At 63.8% G+C, this 14,169-nt stretch carries 14 protein-coding genes; 4 read left to right on the plus strand and 10 right to left on the minus strand.

The window, feature by feature from the left end; all coding sequences use genetic code 11:
• Positions 1 to 11: 11 nt before the first annotated feature.
• From J2X35_RS01515 to J2X35_RS01525, 3 genes are all read right to left on the minus strand, one after another.
• Positions 12 to 491, minus strand: coding sequence for a DUF2938 domain-containing protein (locus J2X35_RS01515; protein ID WP_310180465.1), 480 nt, complete (start codon positions 489 to 491; stop codon positions 12 to 14).
• Between the two features lie 77 nt (positions 492 to 568).
• Positions 569 to 1,054 carry a peroxiredoxin gene (locus tag J2X35_RS01520; RefSeq protein WP_056107767.1) on the minus strand — a complete coding sequence of 162 codons (486 nt, stop codon included), beginning with the start codon at positions 1,052 to 1,054 and terminating at the stop codon, positions 569 to 571.
• A gap of 73 nt (positions 1,055 to 1,127) precedes the next feature.
• Positions 1,128 to 1,934, minus strand: a complete 807-nt coding sequence (locus tag J2X35_RS01525; RefSeq protein WP_310180466.1) for a protein-disulfide reductase DsbD domain-containing protein — start codon at positions 1,932 to 1,934, stop codon at positions 1,128 to 1,130.
• Positions 1,935 to 2,081: 147 nt separating this feature from the next.
• Here J2X35_RS01525 and J2X35_RS01530 point away from each other — a divergent pair, with 147 nt between their 5' ends.
• A complete protein-coding gene (locus J2X35_RS01530; RefSeq protein ID WP_056107772.1) occupies positions 2,082 to 2,690 on the plus strand; it encodes a YqgE/AlgH family protein in 609 nt (202 codons plus the stop codon).
• On the opposite strand, the gene J2X35_RS01535 is transcribed toward J2X35_RS01530, so the two are convergent.
• From J2X35_RS01535 to thrC, 4 genes are read right to left on the minus strand one after another with little or no spacing between them, the layout of a single operon-like run.
• Positions 2,681 to 5,569: an EAL domain-containing protein gene (locus J2X35_RS01535; RefSeq protein WP_056107775.1), complete on the minus strand. Its 2,889-nt coding sequence runs from the start codon at positions 5,567 to 5,569 to the stop codon at positions 2,681 to 2,683. The genes J2X35_RS01530 and J2X35_RS01535 overlap by 10 nt on opposite strands.
• A 15-nt stretch (positions 5,570 to 5,584) precedes the next feature.
• Entirely contained in the window at positions 5,585 to 6,190 is a 606-nt protein-coding gene (locus tag J2X35_RS01540) for a GNAT family N-acetyltransferase (protein WP_056115198.1), read from the minus strand.
• Between the two features lie 16 nt (positions 6,191 to 6,206).
• Positions 6,207 to 7,499: a pitrilysin family protein gene (locus J2X35_RS01545; RefSeq protein WP_056107778.1), complete on the minus strand. Its 1,293-nt coding sequence runs from the start codon at positions 7,497 to 7,499 to the stop codon at positions 6,207 to 6,209.
• Between the two features lie 11 nt (positions 7,500 to 7,510).
• Complete coding sequence (thrC, locus tag J2X35_RS01550) at positions 7,511 to 8,908, minus strand: threonine synthase (RefSeq protein WP_310180476.1); 1,398 nt, start codon at positions 8,906 to 8,908, stop codon at positions 7,511 to 7,513.
• 129 nt (positions 8,909 to 9,037) lie between these two features.
• On the opposite strand from thrC, the gene J2X35_RS01555 reads away from it, so the two are divergent.
• Complete coding sequence (locus tag J2X35_RS01555) at positions 9,038 to 9,751, plus strand: hypothetical protein (protein ID WP_310180477.1); 714 nt, start codon at positions 9,038 to 9,040, stop codon at positions 9,749 to 9,751.
• A 50-nt stretch (positions 9,752 to 9,801) separates the two neighbouring features.
• Here J2X35_RS01555 and J2X35_RS01560 read toward each other — a convergent pair whose 3' ends face one another.
• On the minus strand, positions 9,802 to 10,488 hold the full coding sequence (locus J2X35_RS01560) for an HAD family hydrolase (RefSeq protein ID WP_310180479.1): 687 nt from the start codon (positions 10,486 to 10,488) through the stop codon (positions 9,802 to 9,804).
• 165 nt (positions 10,489 to 10,653) lie between these two features.
• On the opposite strand from J2X35_RS01560, the gene J2X35_RS01565 reads away from it, so the two are divergent.
• Positions 10,654 to 11,787, plus strand: a complete 1,134-nt coding sequence (locus J2X35_RS01565) for a site-specific DNA-methyltransferase (protein ID WP_310180481.1) — start codon at positions 10,654 to 10,656, stop codon at positions 11,785 to 11,787.
• A gap of 89 nt (positions 11,788 to 11,876) precedes the next feature.
• Here the strand turns inward: J2X35_RS01565 and J2X35_RS01570 are convergent, their stop codons facing one another.
• Both J2X35_RS01570 and mutY read right to left on the minus strand, forming a co-directional pair.
• On the minus strand, positions 11,877 to 12,488 hold the full coding sequence (locus tag J2X35_RS01570; RefSeq protein ID WP_056107786.1) for an HAD family phosphatase: 612 nt from the start codon (positions 12,486 to 12,488) through the stop codon (positions 11,877 to 11,879).
• Positions 12,489 to 12,497: 9 nt separating this feature from the next.
• On the minus strand, positions 12,498 to 13,607 hold the full coding sequence (gene mutY / locus J2X35_RS01575; protein ID WP_310180483.1) for an A/G-specific adenine glycosylase: 1,110 nt from the start codon (positions 13,605 to 13,607) through the stop codon (positions 12,498 to 12,500).
• 48 nt (positions 13,608 to 13,655) lie between these two features.
• On the opposite strand from mutY, the gene J2X35_RS01580 reads away from it, so the two are divergent.
• Positions 13,656 to 14,153, plus strand: a complete 498-nt coding sequence (locus tag J2X35_RS01580) for a DUF721 domain-containing protein (RefSeq protein WP_310180485.1) — start codon at positions 13,656 to 13,658, stop codon at positions 14,151 to 14,153.
• Positions 14,154 to 14,169 lie beyond the last annotated feature (16 nt).

A 14,169-nucleotide genomic window follows, 5' to 3' on the forward strand; every position in this document is an offset into this window, starting at 1 on the left:
CGCTGGCAGGCTTAGCGGATCAGCAGCGCCGAACCGAAGAGGCCGAGCGCGAACACCGTGTGCGAGACAAGGTTGAGCACTCGGACCTTCGTCGGATTGGGCGCTTTCGAGGACGCCCAGCCTGCGCCCATGCCGGGCGCCAGCAGGAACCAGCCGGCGCCGACCGTCAGAATGCTCCAGATGAAGGCCGGCAGGAAGGTCGGTTGTACGAACCAGCTGACGCCGACAAGCAAGGCCAGGATGATCCCGTAGAGGATGCCGACCGCGTAATGGAAAGCCCAGCCGAGCGCCAGCTCGCCTGAATAGGGCGCGGCATTGCCGATGGCGTCGTGGAAGATTTTTCCATCGCGCAGATGCCAGACCCAGCGGCCGACAAGGCCCCAGTTCGGCCTTGGCAGCCCGAAACCGCGATTGAGAACTATCGCCCACAAATCCATGAGCACCGTCGCGCCGAGACCGATCGCGGCTCCACGCAGGACCAGTTCCAACATGCAGGTGCTCCTGAACGTGATTGACTTCACGGCCGGCTTTTCGACACCGGCGCGGGATATGCGGCGAGATGGAATTTTCAGAGCTGCTCGAGGATTCTCACAGCGCCCGATTCCACCGCCTGGCCGGGCGCGCCCTCGATGTTGAGGGTGACGACCTTGCCGTCATCCACGATCATGGAAAACCGCTTCGAGCGCAGGCCCATGCCGCCGCCACTCGCGTCCATGTCCAGCCCCAGCGCCTTGACGAAATCGCCATTGCCATCGGCGAGGTAGAGGATCTTGCCTTCGCCGCCGGTGAAGCGGGCCCATGCGCCCATGACATGATGGTCGTTCACCGCCACCACGGCCACCGTGTCGACCCCACGCGCCAGAATGGCGTCGTAATTGTCGAGATAGCCCGGCAGGTGGTTGTTGCTGCAAGTGGGGGTGAAAGCGCCTGGAACGGCGAAAAGCACGACTTTCTTGCCCGAAAATATCTCGGCCGTGCTCAAGGCCTTGCCGCCATCGGCGGTCATGGTCTTGAACGTCGCCTCGGGCAGCTTGTCGCCAACGGAAATCGTCATGAAAACCTCGCAAGTGGAAAAGCAGATGCAGCGATAGCGGAGCAAAGCTGACGCCGCAACCGCCAGGACCAGGTCATGGATAGGGCAGCAACCCTTCGACCGCGCCAGTGGTTCCCGTCACGGTGTAATGCAGCCCGGCGCCGGCGGGAATAGTGTCCGGCCGGTCGAGGATCGGCACGGAGAACAGCACCTTGCCGTTCTGTTCCGTCCGCGTCGGCGGGCCGAACATATAATCCTGGTTCCCGGCGACGAAGAAATCCACGTCATCCGGCGCGCCTGGAGCAGCCACCTCGACATTCAGCGTCTCATCATCCCCTGCCACGGTGACGGCGCGGAAATCGCTTCTCTCCGCTTGCGGCAGCGCGGCGAACGCGGTCTTGACGAGTTCGGCGTCGGTGGCGTTGTCGGGGTCCGAGGCGGGGTCGACCGACAGCGTCGTCTGCACGGGAATACAGATGGTTTCGCAGATGCCGAGAAACACATGCGCTTCGATCAACGCTTTGTCGCCGGGGGATTTCAGTGTGAAGACGGCAGGCAAGGCTACCGAACGGTCGTAGCCTGCCCATTGCCCGTAGCCGTCGTCATGGCGCTGCGGCGCGGGAAAGGACAGGTCGACGCCTGCCACATTCGCGCTGGCGTTCACGTCGATCTGCGGCGGCACGCCACTGTCGCCCGGATCACGCCAATAGGTCTTCCAGCCCGGCTTGAGAGCGATCTCCAGAACGCCCTGTATCCGGCCCGCCTGATCGGCAGTCCCCGTCGTGACGAGCCGCACGCGGCCCCCCTGGCTTTCATACCAGGCCGACGACGACGCCGAGGCGAACCCGCAGGCCGCGACTGTAAAAAACAGGCTGAACGACAGGACTTCCAGCTTATTCATGGCGGTGATTTGACGTTGTCTTTGTGGCGGCGCAACCGCAGGCGCCGACACGCGACCATCATTTTTGCGTGACCTGTGCGACGACGCCGGCCAAACCGGCTTGCTCCCGCATCTTTCAAGGCAGGCCAAAACGCGTTACCTTGCGGCATGGATCTTTTGCGTCACAAGAGGCCAGCCGCACGAAGCGGCTTCCTGGATGACCAGTTCCTGATTGCCATGCCCGGCATGAAGGACGACCGTTTTGCACGCTCGGTGATCTATATCTGCGCCCATAGCGACGAGGGCGCGATCGGCCTCATCATCAACCAGACCCAGCAGATGCTGTTTCCCGACCTCCTGGTCCAGCTTGGCATCATGAACGAGCAGGAGGCCATTCGCCTGCCGCCGCAGACGCGCGATTTCGTCGTTCGCAACGGCGGTCCGGTGGACCGCAGCAGGGGCTTCGTGCTGCATACCGGCGATTACAGGGTCGACTCGTCCCTGCCTGTGTCGGACGACATCTGCCTCACCGCCACCGTCGATATATTGCGGGCGATTTCCGCCGGCAGGGGCCCGCGTCATGCCTTGATGGCGCTCGGCTATGCCGGCTGGGGCGCTGGCCAGCTCGAAAGCGAGATCGCCGAGAACGGCTGGCTGACCTGTCCGGCCACGCCCGCGCTGCTCTTCGATAGCGACATCGAAAGCAAATACGATCGCGTGCTGGCGTCCATCGGCATCGATCTGGCGCATTTGAGCCTCGCCGCCGGTCACGCCTGACCGACGGGATACTGTTCCTTCAGCAGCTTGACCACGGCATCGCCCGCCATCGGCGCGCCGAACATGAAGCTCTGGACATATTCGCAGCCCATCTGCCGCAGCTCCAGCGCGTCGCGCTGGTCCGAAATGCCTTCGGCGACGACCGACAGGCCGAGCTCGTGCGCCATGTTGACCATGGAGCGCAGCAGAACGGCCCGTTTCGGCGTCGTGTCGTCAACGAAGCTCTTGTCGATCTTGATCGTGTCGAAGGGAAAGCGCGTCAGGTAGGACAGCGACGAATAGCCGGTGCCGAAATCGTCGAGCGACAGGCCGATGCCCAGTTGCTTGAGCTTGCCCAGCACATGGGCGGCCTGCTCGGGATTGTCCATCACCAGCGATTCCGTCAGTTCGAGCCGCAGGCATCGCGGCTTGATGTTGGCGCGCGCGATCACCGAACGCACGTCGCTGACGAGATCGCGGCGGATGAGCTGGCGGCTCGACAAGTTGACCGAAACCGAAAGCGGCGTGTCGCCGATCTGCTTTTGCCAGCCGGCAAGGTCTTCGGCCGCCTTCTGCATGGCGAAAAGACCCAGCTGCACGATGACGCCGCAGCTTTCCGCCACCGGAATGAAGTCCCCCGGCGGGATCATGCCGCGGCGCGGATGATCCCAGCGCAGCAGCGCCTCGAACCCGGCGACGCTGTTGTCCTCCAGCCGCACGATGGGCTGGTAGGCGAGGGTGAATTCGCGCCGCTCGATGGCGCGGCGCAGGTCGGACTCGAACTGCAGCCGGTCGGTGCCGACCGTCCGGAAGGCTGGACGGAACGGTTCGATACGGTCGCCCCCGAAGCGCTTTGCCTGATGCATGGCAAGTTCGGCATCCTTGACGATGTCCTCGGCGGAAACTTCGGTCGATGTCCAGGTGATGAGGCCGATGGATGCCGTCAGAACGATTTCCCGCTTGGCGAAGGTGATCGGCGCGCTGATCGCGTGCTTGATTGCATCGGCAACAGTGGCGATACGCGCCGGGTCCTGCTCGGACAGGAGCATCAGCGCAAACTGGTCGCCGGCGAAGCGCGAAAGCGAATCCTTCGGCTTGAGCAGCCGGTGCAGCCGCCGCGCCACGGTCAGCAGGATGGTGTCGCCTGCCGAAATCCCGAGCCCGTCATTGACCTGCTTGAAGCGGTCGATGTCGATGACGAAGACCGTCGGCCGCACCTTTTCCTCGGTGCGGGCAATCGAGATGACCGCCTCGAGGCGGTTCATGAAGAGTTCGCGGTTGGGCAGCCCGGTCAGATTGTCGTGAACGGCGTCGTGCAGCAGCCGTTCCTCGGATTTCTTCTGTTCGGTGACATCGACCATCGTGCCGACGCAGCGGATGACCTCGCCGTCGGACCCGACGACGGGCCGGGCGCGCAGGGAAAACCAGTGATAGTGGCCGTCCGCGCCGCGCAGTCGGAAATTCTGCGACACGCGGCCGCGTCGATGTTCCAGCACAACGTCCAGCGTGGTGCGGAAGGTGTCACGGTCGTCGGCATGCAGAACGGGCAGCCAGTTGCGCGCCGCTCCGCCAAGGCTGTTCGGCGCCAGGCCGAGCTGAAGGCTGACGTCCGGACGCGTCACCACGCGGTCGCGCAGGACGTCCCAGTCCCAGACGGTGTCGCCGGAGCCAGAAACCGCCAGCGCCTGCCTTTCGAGATCGGAAAACAGACCCTGGTGCAGCGCGCCGCCGGCAAACGCATGTTGCATGACGGTAAAGCCGATCAGAAGGATGATCAGGATCAGCCCGCCGCCGAGCGCCGGCTGGGCGATATCATTGTCGAGCAGGCCGGTAACGGCCATCCATGAGCCGCATAGCCATAACAGCACCATGACCCAACTGGGCACGAGCATGATGGCGCGGTCGTAGCCGCGGATTCCGAGGAAGATGATGAGGCCGAGCCCGGTTACGGCTGTTGCCGCGAAGGAAAGCCGTGCGATGCCCGCGGCGATGGCCGGGTCGATGATGGCGACGCCGGCAATGAGGATCAGGCCCAGCAGCCAGACGATTGCGCCATAGCTGAAATGGCCATGCCATCGGTTGAGATTGAGATAGGCGAAGAGGAAGACCACGAAGGTGGTGGCCAGCGCCACCTCGGTTCCGGCCCGCCATATCTGCTCGTTGCCGGGGGAAATTTCGATCACCTTGCTCAGAAAGCCGAAATCGACACAGATATAGGCCAGGACCGCCCAGGAAAGGGCGGCGGTGGCGGGAAACATCGAGGTGCCCTTGACCACGAAAAGGATGGTCAGGAACAGCGCCAGAAGCCCGGCAATGCCGATGACGATGCCGCGGAACAGCGTGTAGGAATTGACCGAATCCTTGTAGGATTCAGGCTCCCACAGATAAACCTGCGGTAGCTTCGGCGAAGCCAGTTCGGCGATGAAGGTGACGACGGTGCCGGGGTTCAGGGTGACAAGGAAAACGTCGGCGTCGTTGCTGCCCTGACGATCGAGCGCAAAGCCTTCGCTCGGCGTGATCGCGGCGATGCGGGTGGCGCCGAGATCCGGCCAGAAGATACCGGAATTCACCAGCCTGAAATGCGGCGCGACGATCAGCCGGTCGAGTTGTTGGTCGGTGGTATTGGCGAGCGCGAACACGGCCCAGTCGCCGGTCGAGCGGGCATCGTTGGCCTCGACTTCGATTCGCCGCACGATGCCGTCCGGTCCTGGAGCGGTCGAAACCTGAAAATTCTCGCCCTGATTCCGGTAGATTTCGACCGCGCCGGATAGGTCCAGCGCAACATCGTCGCGGGAAATCTTGATGGGTTCGACGGCAAAGGCGGCCGAAGCCGCGAAAAACGTCACGATCGCCGCGATGACGAAAGCAAGCAGCGACCCGTTTCGCAGGAAATGCCTCAACAAATCAGCCTTTGCTTACGCCTTCTGGTGCTTCGGTGCGCCTTGCGGAAAGTCCTCCGCCAGGCGAGCGTAGAGGTAGTGGTCCTGCCACGTACCGTTGATCTTGAGATAGGACCGCAGAAGTCCTTCGCGCTGAAATCCGGCTTTTTCAAGCACCCGGATAGAACGGGCATTGTCGGGAATACAGGCTGCTTCGATGCGGTGCAACCTCAGCGTATCGAAGGCGAAGCGGGCAAGCACGTTTACCGCGTCCGTCATCAGGCCGCGGCCGGAAAAAGGCTCGCCGATCCAGTAGCCGATATGCCCGCTCTGGGCGACGCCATGACGGATATTGCCGAGCGTAATGCCGCCGGCAAGTCTTCCCGTGTTGCGGTCGAGGATGAAGAACGCGATGGCTATGCCCTGCGCATGGTCTTCGCGGTAGCGGCCGATGCGGTGACGCCACGCCGTGCGCTCCAGCTCATCGGGGGTCCAGCGCGGTTCCCAGCGTTCGAGGAAGCCTCTGCTTTTGCCTCGCAGCGCCGCCCACTCCTGATAGTCGTTCGCCAGAGGCAGACGCAGCGTTACCTTTTCGCCCTTCAGCGCCGGCAGGTCGCGGCGGAAGAAAGGGAGCGCGAACACATTGGCCTCGGAGAAATCAGCCGGCGAGCTTGCGCGCCGCCGGTTGAACACCGGGCAGCGCATCGAGGATCGCTTCGTATGGCGCAAGGGTTCCAACCGGACCGACCGCTGTCAGCGTCGGCTTGGTCGTGAAAATCCGCGACGACAGGTCGGTAAGGCGGCCGACGGTCAACGCCGAAAGCCGTTCCATCAGCTCTTCCTTGGGAATAGGCCGCCCGAAAAGAAGGAGCTGGCGCGCGATCTGCGAGGCGCGGCTCGCCGGGCTTTCGGCCGACATGATCAGCCCGGCGCGATATTGGGCGCGGGCGCGGTCCAGTTCTTCCTGCAGGATATTTTCGCCGGTGCGCTCCAGTTCGGTGATGATGACGGGAACCAGCTTGGCGATGTCGCTTTGCCCGGTGGCGGCATGGACGCCGAATATGCCTGTGTCGGAAAAGCCCCAGTGAAACGCGTAGACCGAATAACAAAGGCCGCGCTTCTCGCGCACTTCCTGGAAGAGACGCGAGGACATGCCGCCGCCGAGGATCATCGACAGCACCTGCGAAGCGTAGAAGTCGCGCACATGATAGGCGCGGCCTTCGAAACCGAGAACGATCTGCGCATCCATCAGGTCGCGGTTTTCGCGGAAGTCGCCGCCGACATACTGCGCATATTGCGGCAATGTGCTCTCAGCCTTCTGCCGGAAGCCGCCCAGCCGCTTTTCGACTTCCCGGACGAACTCGTCGTGCTTCACGTCGCCGGCCGCGACCACCACCATGCGCTCCGCCCCGTACTGGCGCTCCATGAAGTCGTGAAGCTGCTTCGAGGTGAAGGATTTGACGGTTTCGGGTGTGCCGAGGATCGAGCGGCCGATTGTCTGGTGACGGAACGCCGTTTCGGTGAAACGGTCGAATACGATGTCGTCCGGCGTGTCGTGGGCGGCGCCGATCTCCTGCAGGATCACATGCTGCTCTCGGCGCAATTCTTCCGGATCGAACTCCGATTCCTGCAGAATGTCGGCCAGGATATCGACCGCCAGCGGCATGTCGTCCACCAGCACGCGCGCATAGAACGATGTCGTTTCGACGCTGGTCGCGGCATTGATCTCGCCGCCGACATCTTCGATCTCGGAAGCAATCTGGAATGCGTTGCGTCGCTTCGTGCCCTTGAACGCCATGTGTTCAAGCAGATGCGCCATTCCGTGCTCTTCGTCGCGTTCGTTGCGGGCGCCGGACTTGACCCAGACCCCGAGGGCGACGGATTCGATGCTTGGAAGGGTTTCGGTGGCGACTGTCAGGCCGTTCGACAGACGGCTTACCTCAACACCCATATAGAAACTCCCTAACGCGCCGCTCGTGCTCGGCGGCTGATGTAATCTTCCACCATTTTTACCTCTGATGGAAGTACCGCGTAGTTTTCATCAAAATCCATCATTCCGGCGAGCCATGCCGGAAGGGCCGGAGAGATCCCGCAGGCGGCTTCGACCGCGGCGGGAAATTTCGCCGGATGCGCGGTGCCGAGAACGACCATCGACGTGCCCGACAATGCCTGCTCGCCAGCCACATGCACCGCCGCGGCCGTGTGCGGGTCGAGAAGGTAGCCGCTAGCCGCAAGCGTCTCCTTGATCGTCGCCGCCGTCTGCCCCACATCGGCCCGGCCGGCGCCGAATTCGGCGCGAATGGCGGCGATCTCACTGCTTTCAATCGTGAAAGCGCCGGATTGCTTGAGCGAATTCATGTAGCGCCGCACGCTCTCCGCATCGCGGCCGGCCGCTTCGAAAAGCAGCCGTTCGAAATTGGACGAAACCTGGATGTCCATCGACGGCGAGGTGGTCGGCACGACACCCCTCGTGCGGTACTCGCCGCTTTCGATGGTGCGCGCCAGAATGTCGTTGTCGTTGGTGGCGATCACCAGCCGCTCGATGGGCAGGCCCATGCGCTTGGCGGCGTAGCCGGCGAAGATGTCGCCGAAATTGCCCGTCGGCACCGTGAACGAAACCGGCCTGTCGGGCGCGCCGAGCGAAATGGCCGAGGAGAAATAATAGACGATCTGGGCCATGATTCGCGCCCAGTTGATGGAGTTGACGCCCGACAGCGCCACCCGGTCGCGGAAGCCATGGTCGTTGAACATGTCCTTGAGCAGGCCCTGGCAGTCGTCGAAATTGCCTTCGATGGCCAGCGCATGGACGTTGGCCGCCTGCGAGGTCGTCATCTGCCGCTGCTGGACAGGCGACACGCGGCCATGCGGGAACATGATGAAGATGTCGGTGCGGTCGCGGCCGGCGAAAGCGTCGATCGCCGCGCCGCCCGTATCGCCGGAGGTGGCGCCGACGATCGTCGCACGCTGGTCGCGCTCGGTCAGCACATGGTCCATCAGCCGCGCCAGCAACTGCATGGCCACATCCTTGAACGCCAGTGTCGGCCCGTGGAAAAGCTCCAGCACGAATGTGTTGGCCCCGATTTGCACCAGCGGGCAGACCGCCTCATTCCGGAAGGTGGCGTAGGCTTCGCGCACCAGCCTTTCGAACACCGGCGACGAAATCTCGCCGCCGACGAAAGGCGTCAGCACGCGGATCGCCAGGTCGGCATAGGGCAGGCCGCGCATCGCCCGGATGTCGTCCGCCGAGAAATGCGGCCATTCCTGCGGAACATAGAGCCCGCCGTCGCGTGCCAGGCCCGTCAGGATGGCATCCGAGAAACCAAGCACCGGTGCTTCGCCGCGCGTGCTTACATAACGCATTTCCGACCGTCCATTGCCGCCCGGCCGCATCCTTGGCCGGATCAAGGTAAATTTTCTGGGCGCACTCAGTCGCATTTTTGCCGCCGCGTTGCTATAGGACAGCAGCTTTACGAGAGGGAAGTGCAGTTCATGGTGTTTCGTTCGTTCAGCAGCCGCTTTTTTGCCGGTCTGGCCTTATCCGGCTTTGTTCTGGCCGCCAGCGGTTGCCAATCCAGTGACAGTGCCAGTGTTCTGAACGTCGACGGCAAGTCCGGCGCCGCGCCGGCCGCCCAGACGGCGGCCGCGCCAGATGGCAAGACCCGGTCGAGCGAGCTGGAGGGCTTTTGCCCGAAAGTGACGCTGCGCGAAGGCACCGCCTATTTCAGCACCTATGCCAAGGGCGGCCAGGACGATCCGGCCAAGCTCGCCTATCAGGCATCCATTTCCGACGTCACCCGCAGCTGCAGCCGCGCCACCGGCGCGCTGACGATGACGATCGCCGTTGCCGGCAGGGTGGTGCCGGGTCCGCAGGCGGCCGCGGGCACCGTGACCATGCCGATCCGGGTGGCGGTGACACGCGGCGGCGAGGTTCTCTACAGCCAGTTGCATCAGTACAAGGTCCAGGTTTCCGACACCTCCGCGGCCACCCAGTTCGTCTTCACCGACGCCAATGTCAGCGTGCCGATCCCGACCGGCAGGGAATATCAGGCATATGCCGGCTTCGACGAGGGTCCGCCGAAGGCCAAGAAGAGCGACGAGCCGAAGCGCGCCGTTCGCCGGGTGAGAAAACCGGCGCGGCAGGCTCCCCAGCCCGCACAGCCACAGGGCACTCAAGGCACCATGTCGGATATCCCGCGCGGATAATCGCGGCGGTTGCAGGCAAGAGGCGGCGGCCGCCGCCTCTTCACCCGTCCTCAGGCGTCGGACCAAGCGGAGAGCGCGTCCAGCACGCTTTTCAAATCCGCCCAGCGGCGAATGACGGTCTCGGCGCCGGCTTCGGTCAGCGCATCGGCATGACCGGGATAGCTGTGCGAGGCGCCGGTGAAGCCGATCACCCGCATACCGGCAGACCGCCCGCCGGTGACGCCATGCACCGAATCCTCGATGACGAAGGTGTTCGCGGGGTTCGCGCCCAGTGTATCGGCGGCGTGCAGAAAAACGTCTGGCGCCGGCTTCGTCTTGCCCGTGGGTGTCTCCAGCGCCGAGAAGATTCGACCGGCAAAGAGCGGCAGGAGCTGGGTCCTCTCCAGCATGAACTCGATGCGCTCGCTGCGGGAATTGGAGCAGATGCAGCGCGGCGCGGTCAACGCGGCTATCGCCTGATGGACGCGCTCGATGGCGCGGACTTCTTTCTTGAGCCGCTTGTCGATCAGGTCCTCGGCGCGGTCGATCATCGATATCTGGAACGGGATGCGCGCCTTCTCCTCCACCGCGACCATGATGTCCTTGAAGGTGAGGCCGGCATAGGTCTCGGCAATCTCTTCGGCGGAAATCTCGTATCCGGCTTCCGTCAGAAGGTCGGCCTCGACGCGCGCGGCGATGATTTCGGAATCGACGAGCACGCCGTCGCAATCGAAAATGACAAGGTCTGGCTGGGGCATGGCGGTCCGCGTTCGATCTCAAGAGAGGGAAGCCTTCGCAGGCAAGCGGCGGGCATTACACCAACAGGACGCGCCGGGCAAATTCCGTCGGCCGCTTCATTAAATATTTACGCAGAACGGTAACCATAACGGGCAGTAAACAGTAACGCGTTCCCGGGTATCCCAATGTCAGCCGCACGCCTCCTCGACGAGCTTTCCCACGCCCCCGGCCAGGCCGAGTGGCTGGATACCATCCTCAAGGGCGACTGCGTCGCGGCGCTGGAAAGGCTGCCGGCAAATTCGGTCGATGTGATCTTCGCCGATCCGCCCTACAACCTTCAGCTTGCCGGCGACCTGCACCGGCCCGATCAATCAAGGGTTGACGCCGTCGATGACGACTGGGATCAGTTCGAAAGCTTCGAGGCCTACGACGCCTTCACCCGCGCCTGGCTGCTGGCGGCGCGCCGGGTGCTGAAGCCGAACGGCACCATCTGGGTCATCGGCTCCTACCACAACATCTTCCGCGTCGGTTCGAAGCTGCAGGACCTGGGCTTCTGGATCCTCAACGACATCGTCTGGCGCAAGACCAACCCGATGCCGAACTTCCGTGGCCGCCGCTTCCAGAACGCGCATGAGACGATGATCTGGGCATCACGCGACCAGAAGGGCAAGGGCTACACGTTCAACTACGATGCCCTGAAGGCATCGAACGACGATGTGCAGATGCGCTCGGACTGGCTGTTTCCGATCTGCACCGGCGGCGAACGGCTCAAGAACGATAATGGCGACAAGCTGCATCCGACGCAGAAGCCGGAAGCGCTGCTCGCCCGCATCATGATGGCGTCGACCAAGCCGGGCGACGTCGTGCTCGACCCGTTCTTCGGCTCCGGCACCACGGGCGCGGTGGCCAAGCGTCTCGGCCGCCATTTCGTCGGCATCGAGCGTGAGCAGGAGTATATCGACGCTGCCTACGAGCGCATCGCCGCGATCAAGCCGCTCAATGCTTCCGACCTGACCGTGATGTCCGGCAAGCGCGCCGAGCCGCGCGTCGCTTTCGTCAGCCTGCTCGACACCGGTCTGATCACCCCCGGCGCAACCCTCTACGACACACGCAAGCGCTGGGCTGCCAAAGTCCGTGCCGACGGCACGCTCGCTATCGGCGACAACGCCGGCTCGATCCACAGGATGGGCGCCGAAGTGCAGGGCCTCGACGCCTGCAACGGCTGGACCTTCTGGCACTATGAACGCGCCGGCGGGCTGACGCCGATCGACGAACTGCGCCGCATCGCGCGGCTGGGGATGGAGCGGGCAGGGGCCTAACAGCGCCTGTCCGGACCGGTTGCAATCGCGCCGTGAGCCGCGCGATCGCTTGAATCACTTTGTCAGCGGCCAGGCCGAAGCGATTCAAATCAAACCGCGATTCCAAGCTGGTTCAGGTCCTGCGCGAGCCGCTCCGGGTCGGTGAACAGCACCGCCTGCCAGCCGGCCGCCTTGGCGCCGTCGACATTCTTCTGGCTGTCGTCGATGAACAGGGTCGCGGCCGGCTCGAGCCCGAAGGCGCGGACATGACGGTCGTAGATTTCGCGATCCGGCTTGATCGCCCTGACCTCGCCTGAGACCGTCACGCCGCGCGGCCGTTTCAGGAACGGGAACCGCTCCTGCGCCTCCCGGAACGTGTCGGCGGCGAAATTGGTCAGCATGGTTACGTCGCGCCCGGCGTCTATCAGCCCTTCCATGATTGCGACGCTGCCGTCATAGGCGTGCGGCACCATCTCGTGCCAATGGCGGCGGAAGGCGCGGATATTGTCCGCGTGCGCCGGATGCTCGGCGATCAGCAGCGCCTCGGCGTCTTCCCATGTACGGCCGCGATCCTGCTCGATGTTCCAGTCATGCGTGCAGACGGTGTCGAAGAACCACTTTCGCTCTTCCGCATCGGGGATCAGCCGGCTGTAGGGAATATCCGGATCGTAGTGGATCAGCACCTTGCCGATGTCGAAGACGATGTGGCGGATTTCGGTCATGCTTCCTCGTTACTGGCTTCGTTTCGTCGCGCCGGGGATCGCGGCTTCGATGGCTTTTTTCATGACGGTGGGCAAGGCTTCGTCATTGAGCCAGCCTGGCCGCGACCAGAAATGGCCGGCGGGAGCAGGCATCTCGCCGACCTCCGCCGCATAGACGGTGAGATCGAGCGAAAAATGCGTGAACACATGCGAGATGCTGCCCCGGTGCCGCCAGTCCGCCGGGAAGGGTGCAGCCTCTACGCCAGTCTCGCCGTCGAGGCGAGCGGTCCAGGCCGTGCCTGGCACCTCCGTCATGCGGCCGAGCAGGCCCTTGTCGGGCCGCTTTCTCAACAGGATCGCGCCGTCGCCGCGCACCGCGACGAAAGCCGCGCCGCGCCGCAGGGGCTTTTCGGATTTCGCAGGCCGAACCGGATAAAGCTCGGGATCGCCGTTGGCCAGCGCGTTGCAATCCTCGCGCACCGGGCAAAGCATGCATTTCGGCCGCTTCGGCGTACAGATCGTCGCGCCGAGGTCCATCATGGCCTGGGCGAAATCGCCCGGGCGAACCCGTGGCGCCATCTCTTCGACATGCAGCCGGATTTCGCGCTTGGCCTCGGGTAGGGGCGTGGCGATGGCGCGCAGCCGCGTCACCACGCGCTCGACATTGCCGTCGACCACCGCCGCCGGCCGGTCGAAGGCGATCGCCGCGATCGCCGCCGCCGTATAGGCGCCGATGCCGGGCAGCGCTAGCAAGCCATCCTCGGTGTCCGGGAATGTCCCGCCTTGCGCGGCGACCAGATCGGCGCAGGCCTTGAGGTTGCGGGCGCGCGAATAATAGCCGAGCCCGGCCCAGGCCTTCATCACGTCGTCATTGCTTGCCGCCGCGAGCGCCGAAACGGTCGGCCATCTGGCGGTAAAGGCGGTGAAATAAGCCTTCACCGCCTCGACAGTCGTTTGTTGCAGCATGACCTCGGAAAGCCAGACGCGGTATGGGTCCGGCTGCACGCCGGCGGCGAGATCGCGCGGCGGAGTACGCCACGGCAGTTCGCGGTGATGCGCGTCGTACCAGTCGAGCAGCCGGCCGGCGAGATCGTCGTCCCGGGCCTTTGCGGGCTTGCGGATGGGGCGTTGCGGTGTCATTGATCGAGGCAACCGGCCTTCGCCGTTTGACCGGCATCAGGAGAACGCATGGCAGGGAAAAGGCCTTTCGGCAACCCCGTTCCCGTCAGCGATCTGGCGACTGAAATCCTCGACCCGATGTTGCGCAAGCGCGCCGGAATCTCGGTGGCGCTGGTGCAATCGTGGGAGGAAATCGTCGGCCCGAAGCTGGCGACCAGTTCGCGCCCGGAAAAGATCAACTGGCCTCGCCGCCTGCATGATGACGATCCGTTCGAGCCGGCGACGCTGGTCGTCGCCAGCGAGGGCATGGCGGCGCTGCATCTGCAGCACCAGACCGGTGAGGTCATCGGGCGCGTCAATTCCTTTCTCGGCTTCAACGCCGTCGGCCGTCTGAAGATCGTGCAGAAACCGTTGAGTGGGCCGGTAGCAAAGCCGAGACCGCGCCCGAGGCCGCTTTCAGAGGGCGAAAAGTCGAAATTGTCCCGCACGGTCGGCAAGATCGAGGATGACGATCTGCGCGCCTCGCTGGAGCGGCTTGGGGCCTCCATTCTCGGCGAGAAGAAGTAATTCTCGCATATTCGTG

This window comes from Mesorhizobium sp. BE184 (assembly GCF_031457045.1).
Lineage (GTDB): Bacteria > Pseudomonadota > Alphaproteobacteria > Rhizobiales > Rhizobiaceae > Mesorhizobium.

What these genes read in the sequence shown, in the direction of transcription:
- J2X35_RS01565 (WP_310180481.1), top strand. Translation starts at nt 10,654, where the DNA reads ATGTCAGCCGCACGCCTCCTCGACGAGCTTTCCCACGCCCCCGGCCAG.
- J2X35_RS01530 (WP_056107772.1), top strand. Translation starts at nt 2,082, where the DNA reads ATGGATCTTTTGCGTCACAAGAGGCCAGCCGCACGAAGCGGCTTCCTG.
- mutY (WP_310180483.1), bottom strand. Translation starts at nt 13,607, where the DNA reads ATGACACCGCAACGCCCCATCCGCAAGCCCGCAAAGGCCCGGGACGAC.
- J2X35_RS01555 (WP_310180477.1), top strand. Translation starts at nt 9,038, where the DNA reads ATGGTGTTTCGTTCGTTCAGCAGCCGCTTTTTTGCCGGTCTGGCCTTA.
- J2X35_RS01570 (WP_056107786.1), bottom strand. Translation starts at nt 12,488, where the DNA reads ATGACCGAAATCCGCCACATCGTCTTCGACATCGGCAAGGTGCTGATC.
- thrC (WP_310180476.1), bottom strand. Translation starts at nt 8,908, where the DNA reads ATGCGTTATGTAAGCACGCGCGGCGAAGCACCGGTGCTTGGTTTCTCG.
- J2X35_RS01525 (WP_310180466.1), bottom strand. Translation starts at nt 1,934, where the DNA reads ATGAATAAGCTGGAAGTCCTGTCGTTCAGCCTGTTTTTTACAGTCGCG.
- J2X35_RS01545 (WP_056107778.1), bottom strand. Translation starts at nt 7,499, where the DNA reads ATGGGTGTTGAGGTAAGCCGTCTGTCGAACGGCCTGACAGTCGCCACC.
- J2X35_RS01580 (WP_310180485.1), top strand. Translation starts at nt 13,656, where the DNA reads ATGGCAGGGAAAAGGCCTTTCGGCAACCCCGTTCCCGTCAGCGATCTG.
- J2X35_RS01560 (WP_310180479.1), bottom strand. Translation starts at nt 10,488, where the DNA reads ATGCCCCAGCCAGACCTTGTCATTTTCGATTGCGACGGCGTGCTCGTC.
- J2X35_RS01520 (WP_056107767.1), bottom strand. Translation starts at nt 1,054, where the DNA reads ATGACGATTTCCGTTGGCGACAAGCTGCCCGAGGCGACGTTCAAGACC.
- J2X35_RS01515 (WP_310180465.1), bottom strand. Translation starts at nt 491, where the DNA reads ATGTTGGAACTGGTCCTGCGTGGAGCCGCGATCGGTCTCGGCGCGACG.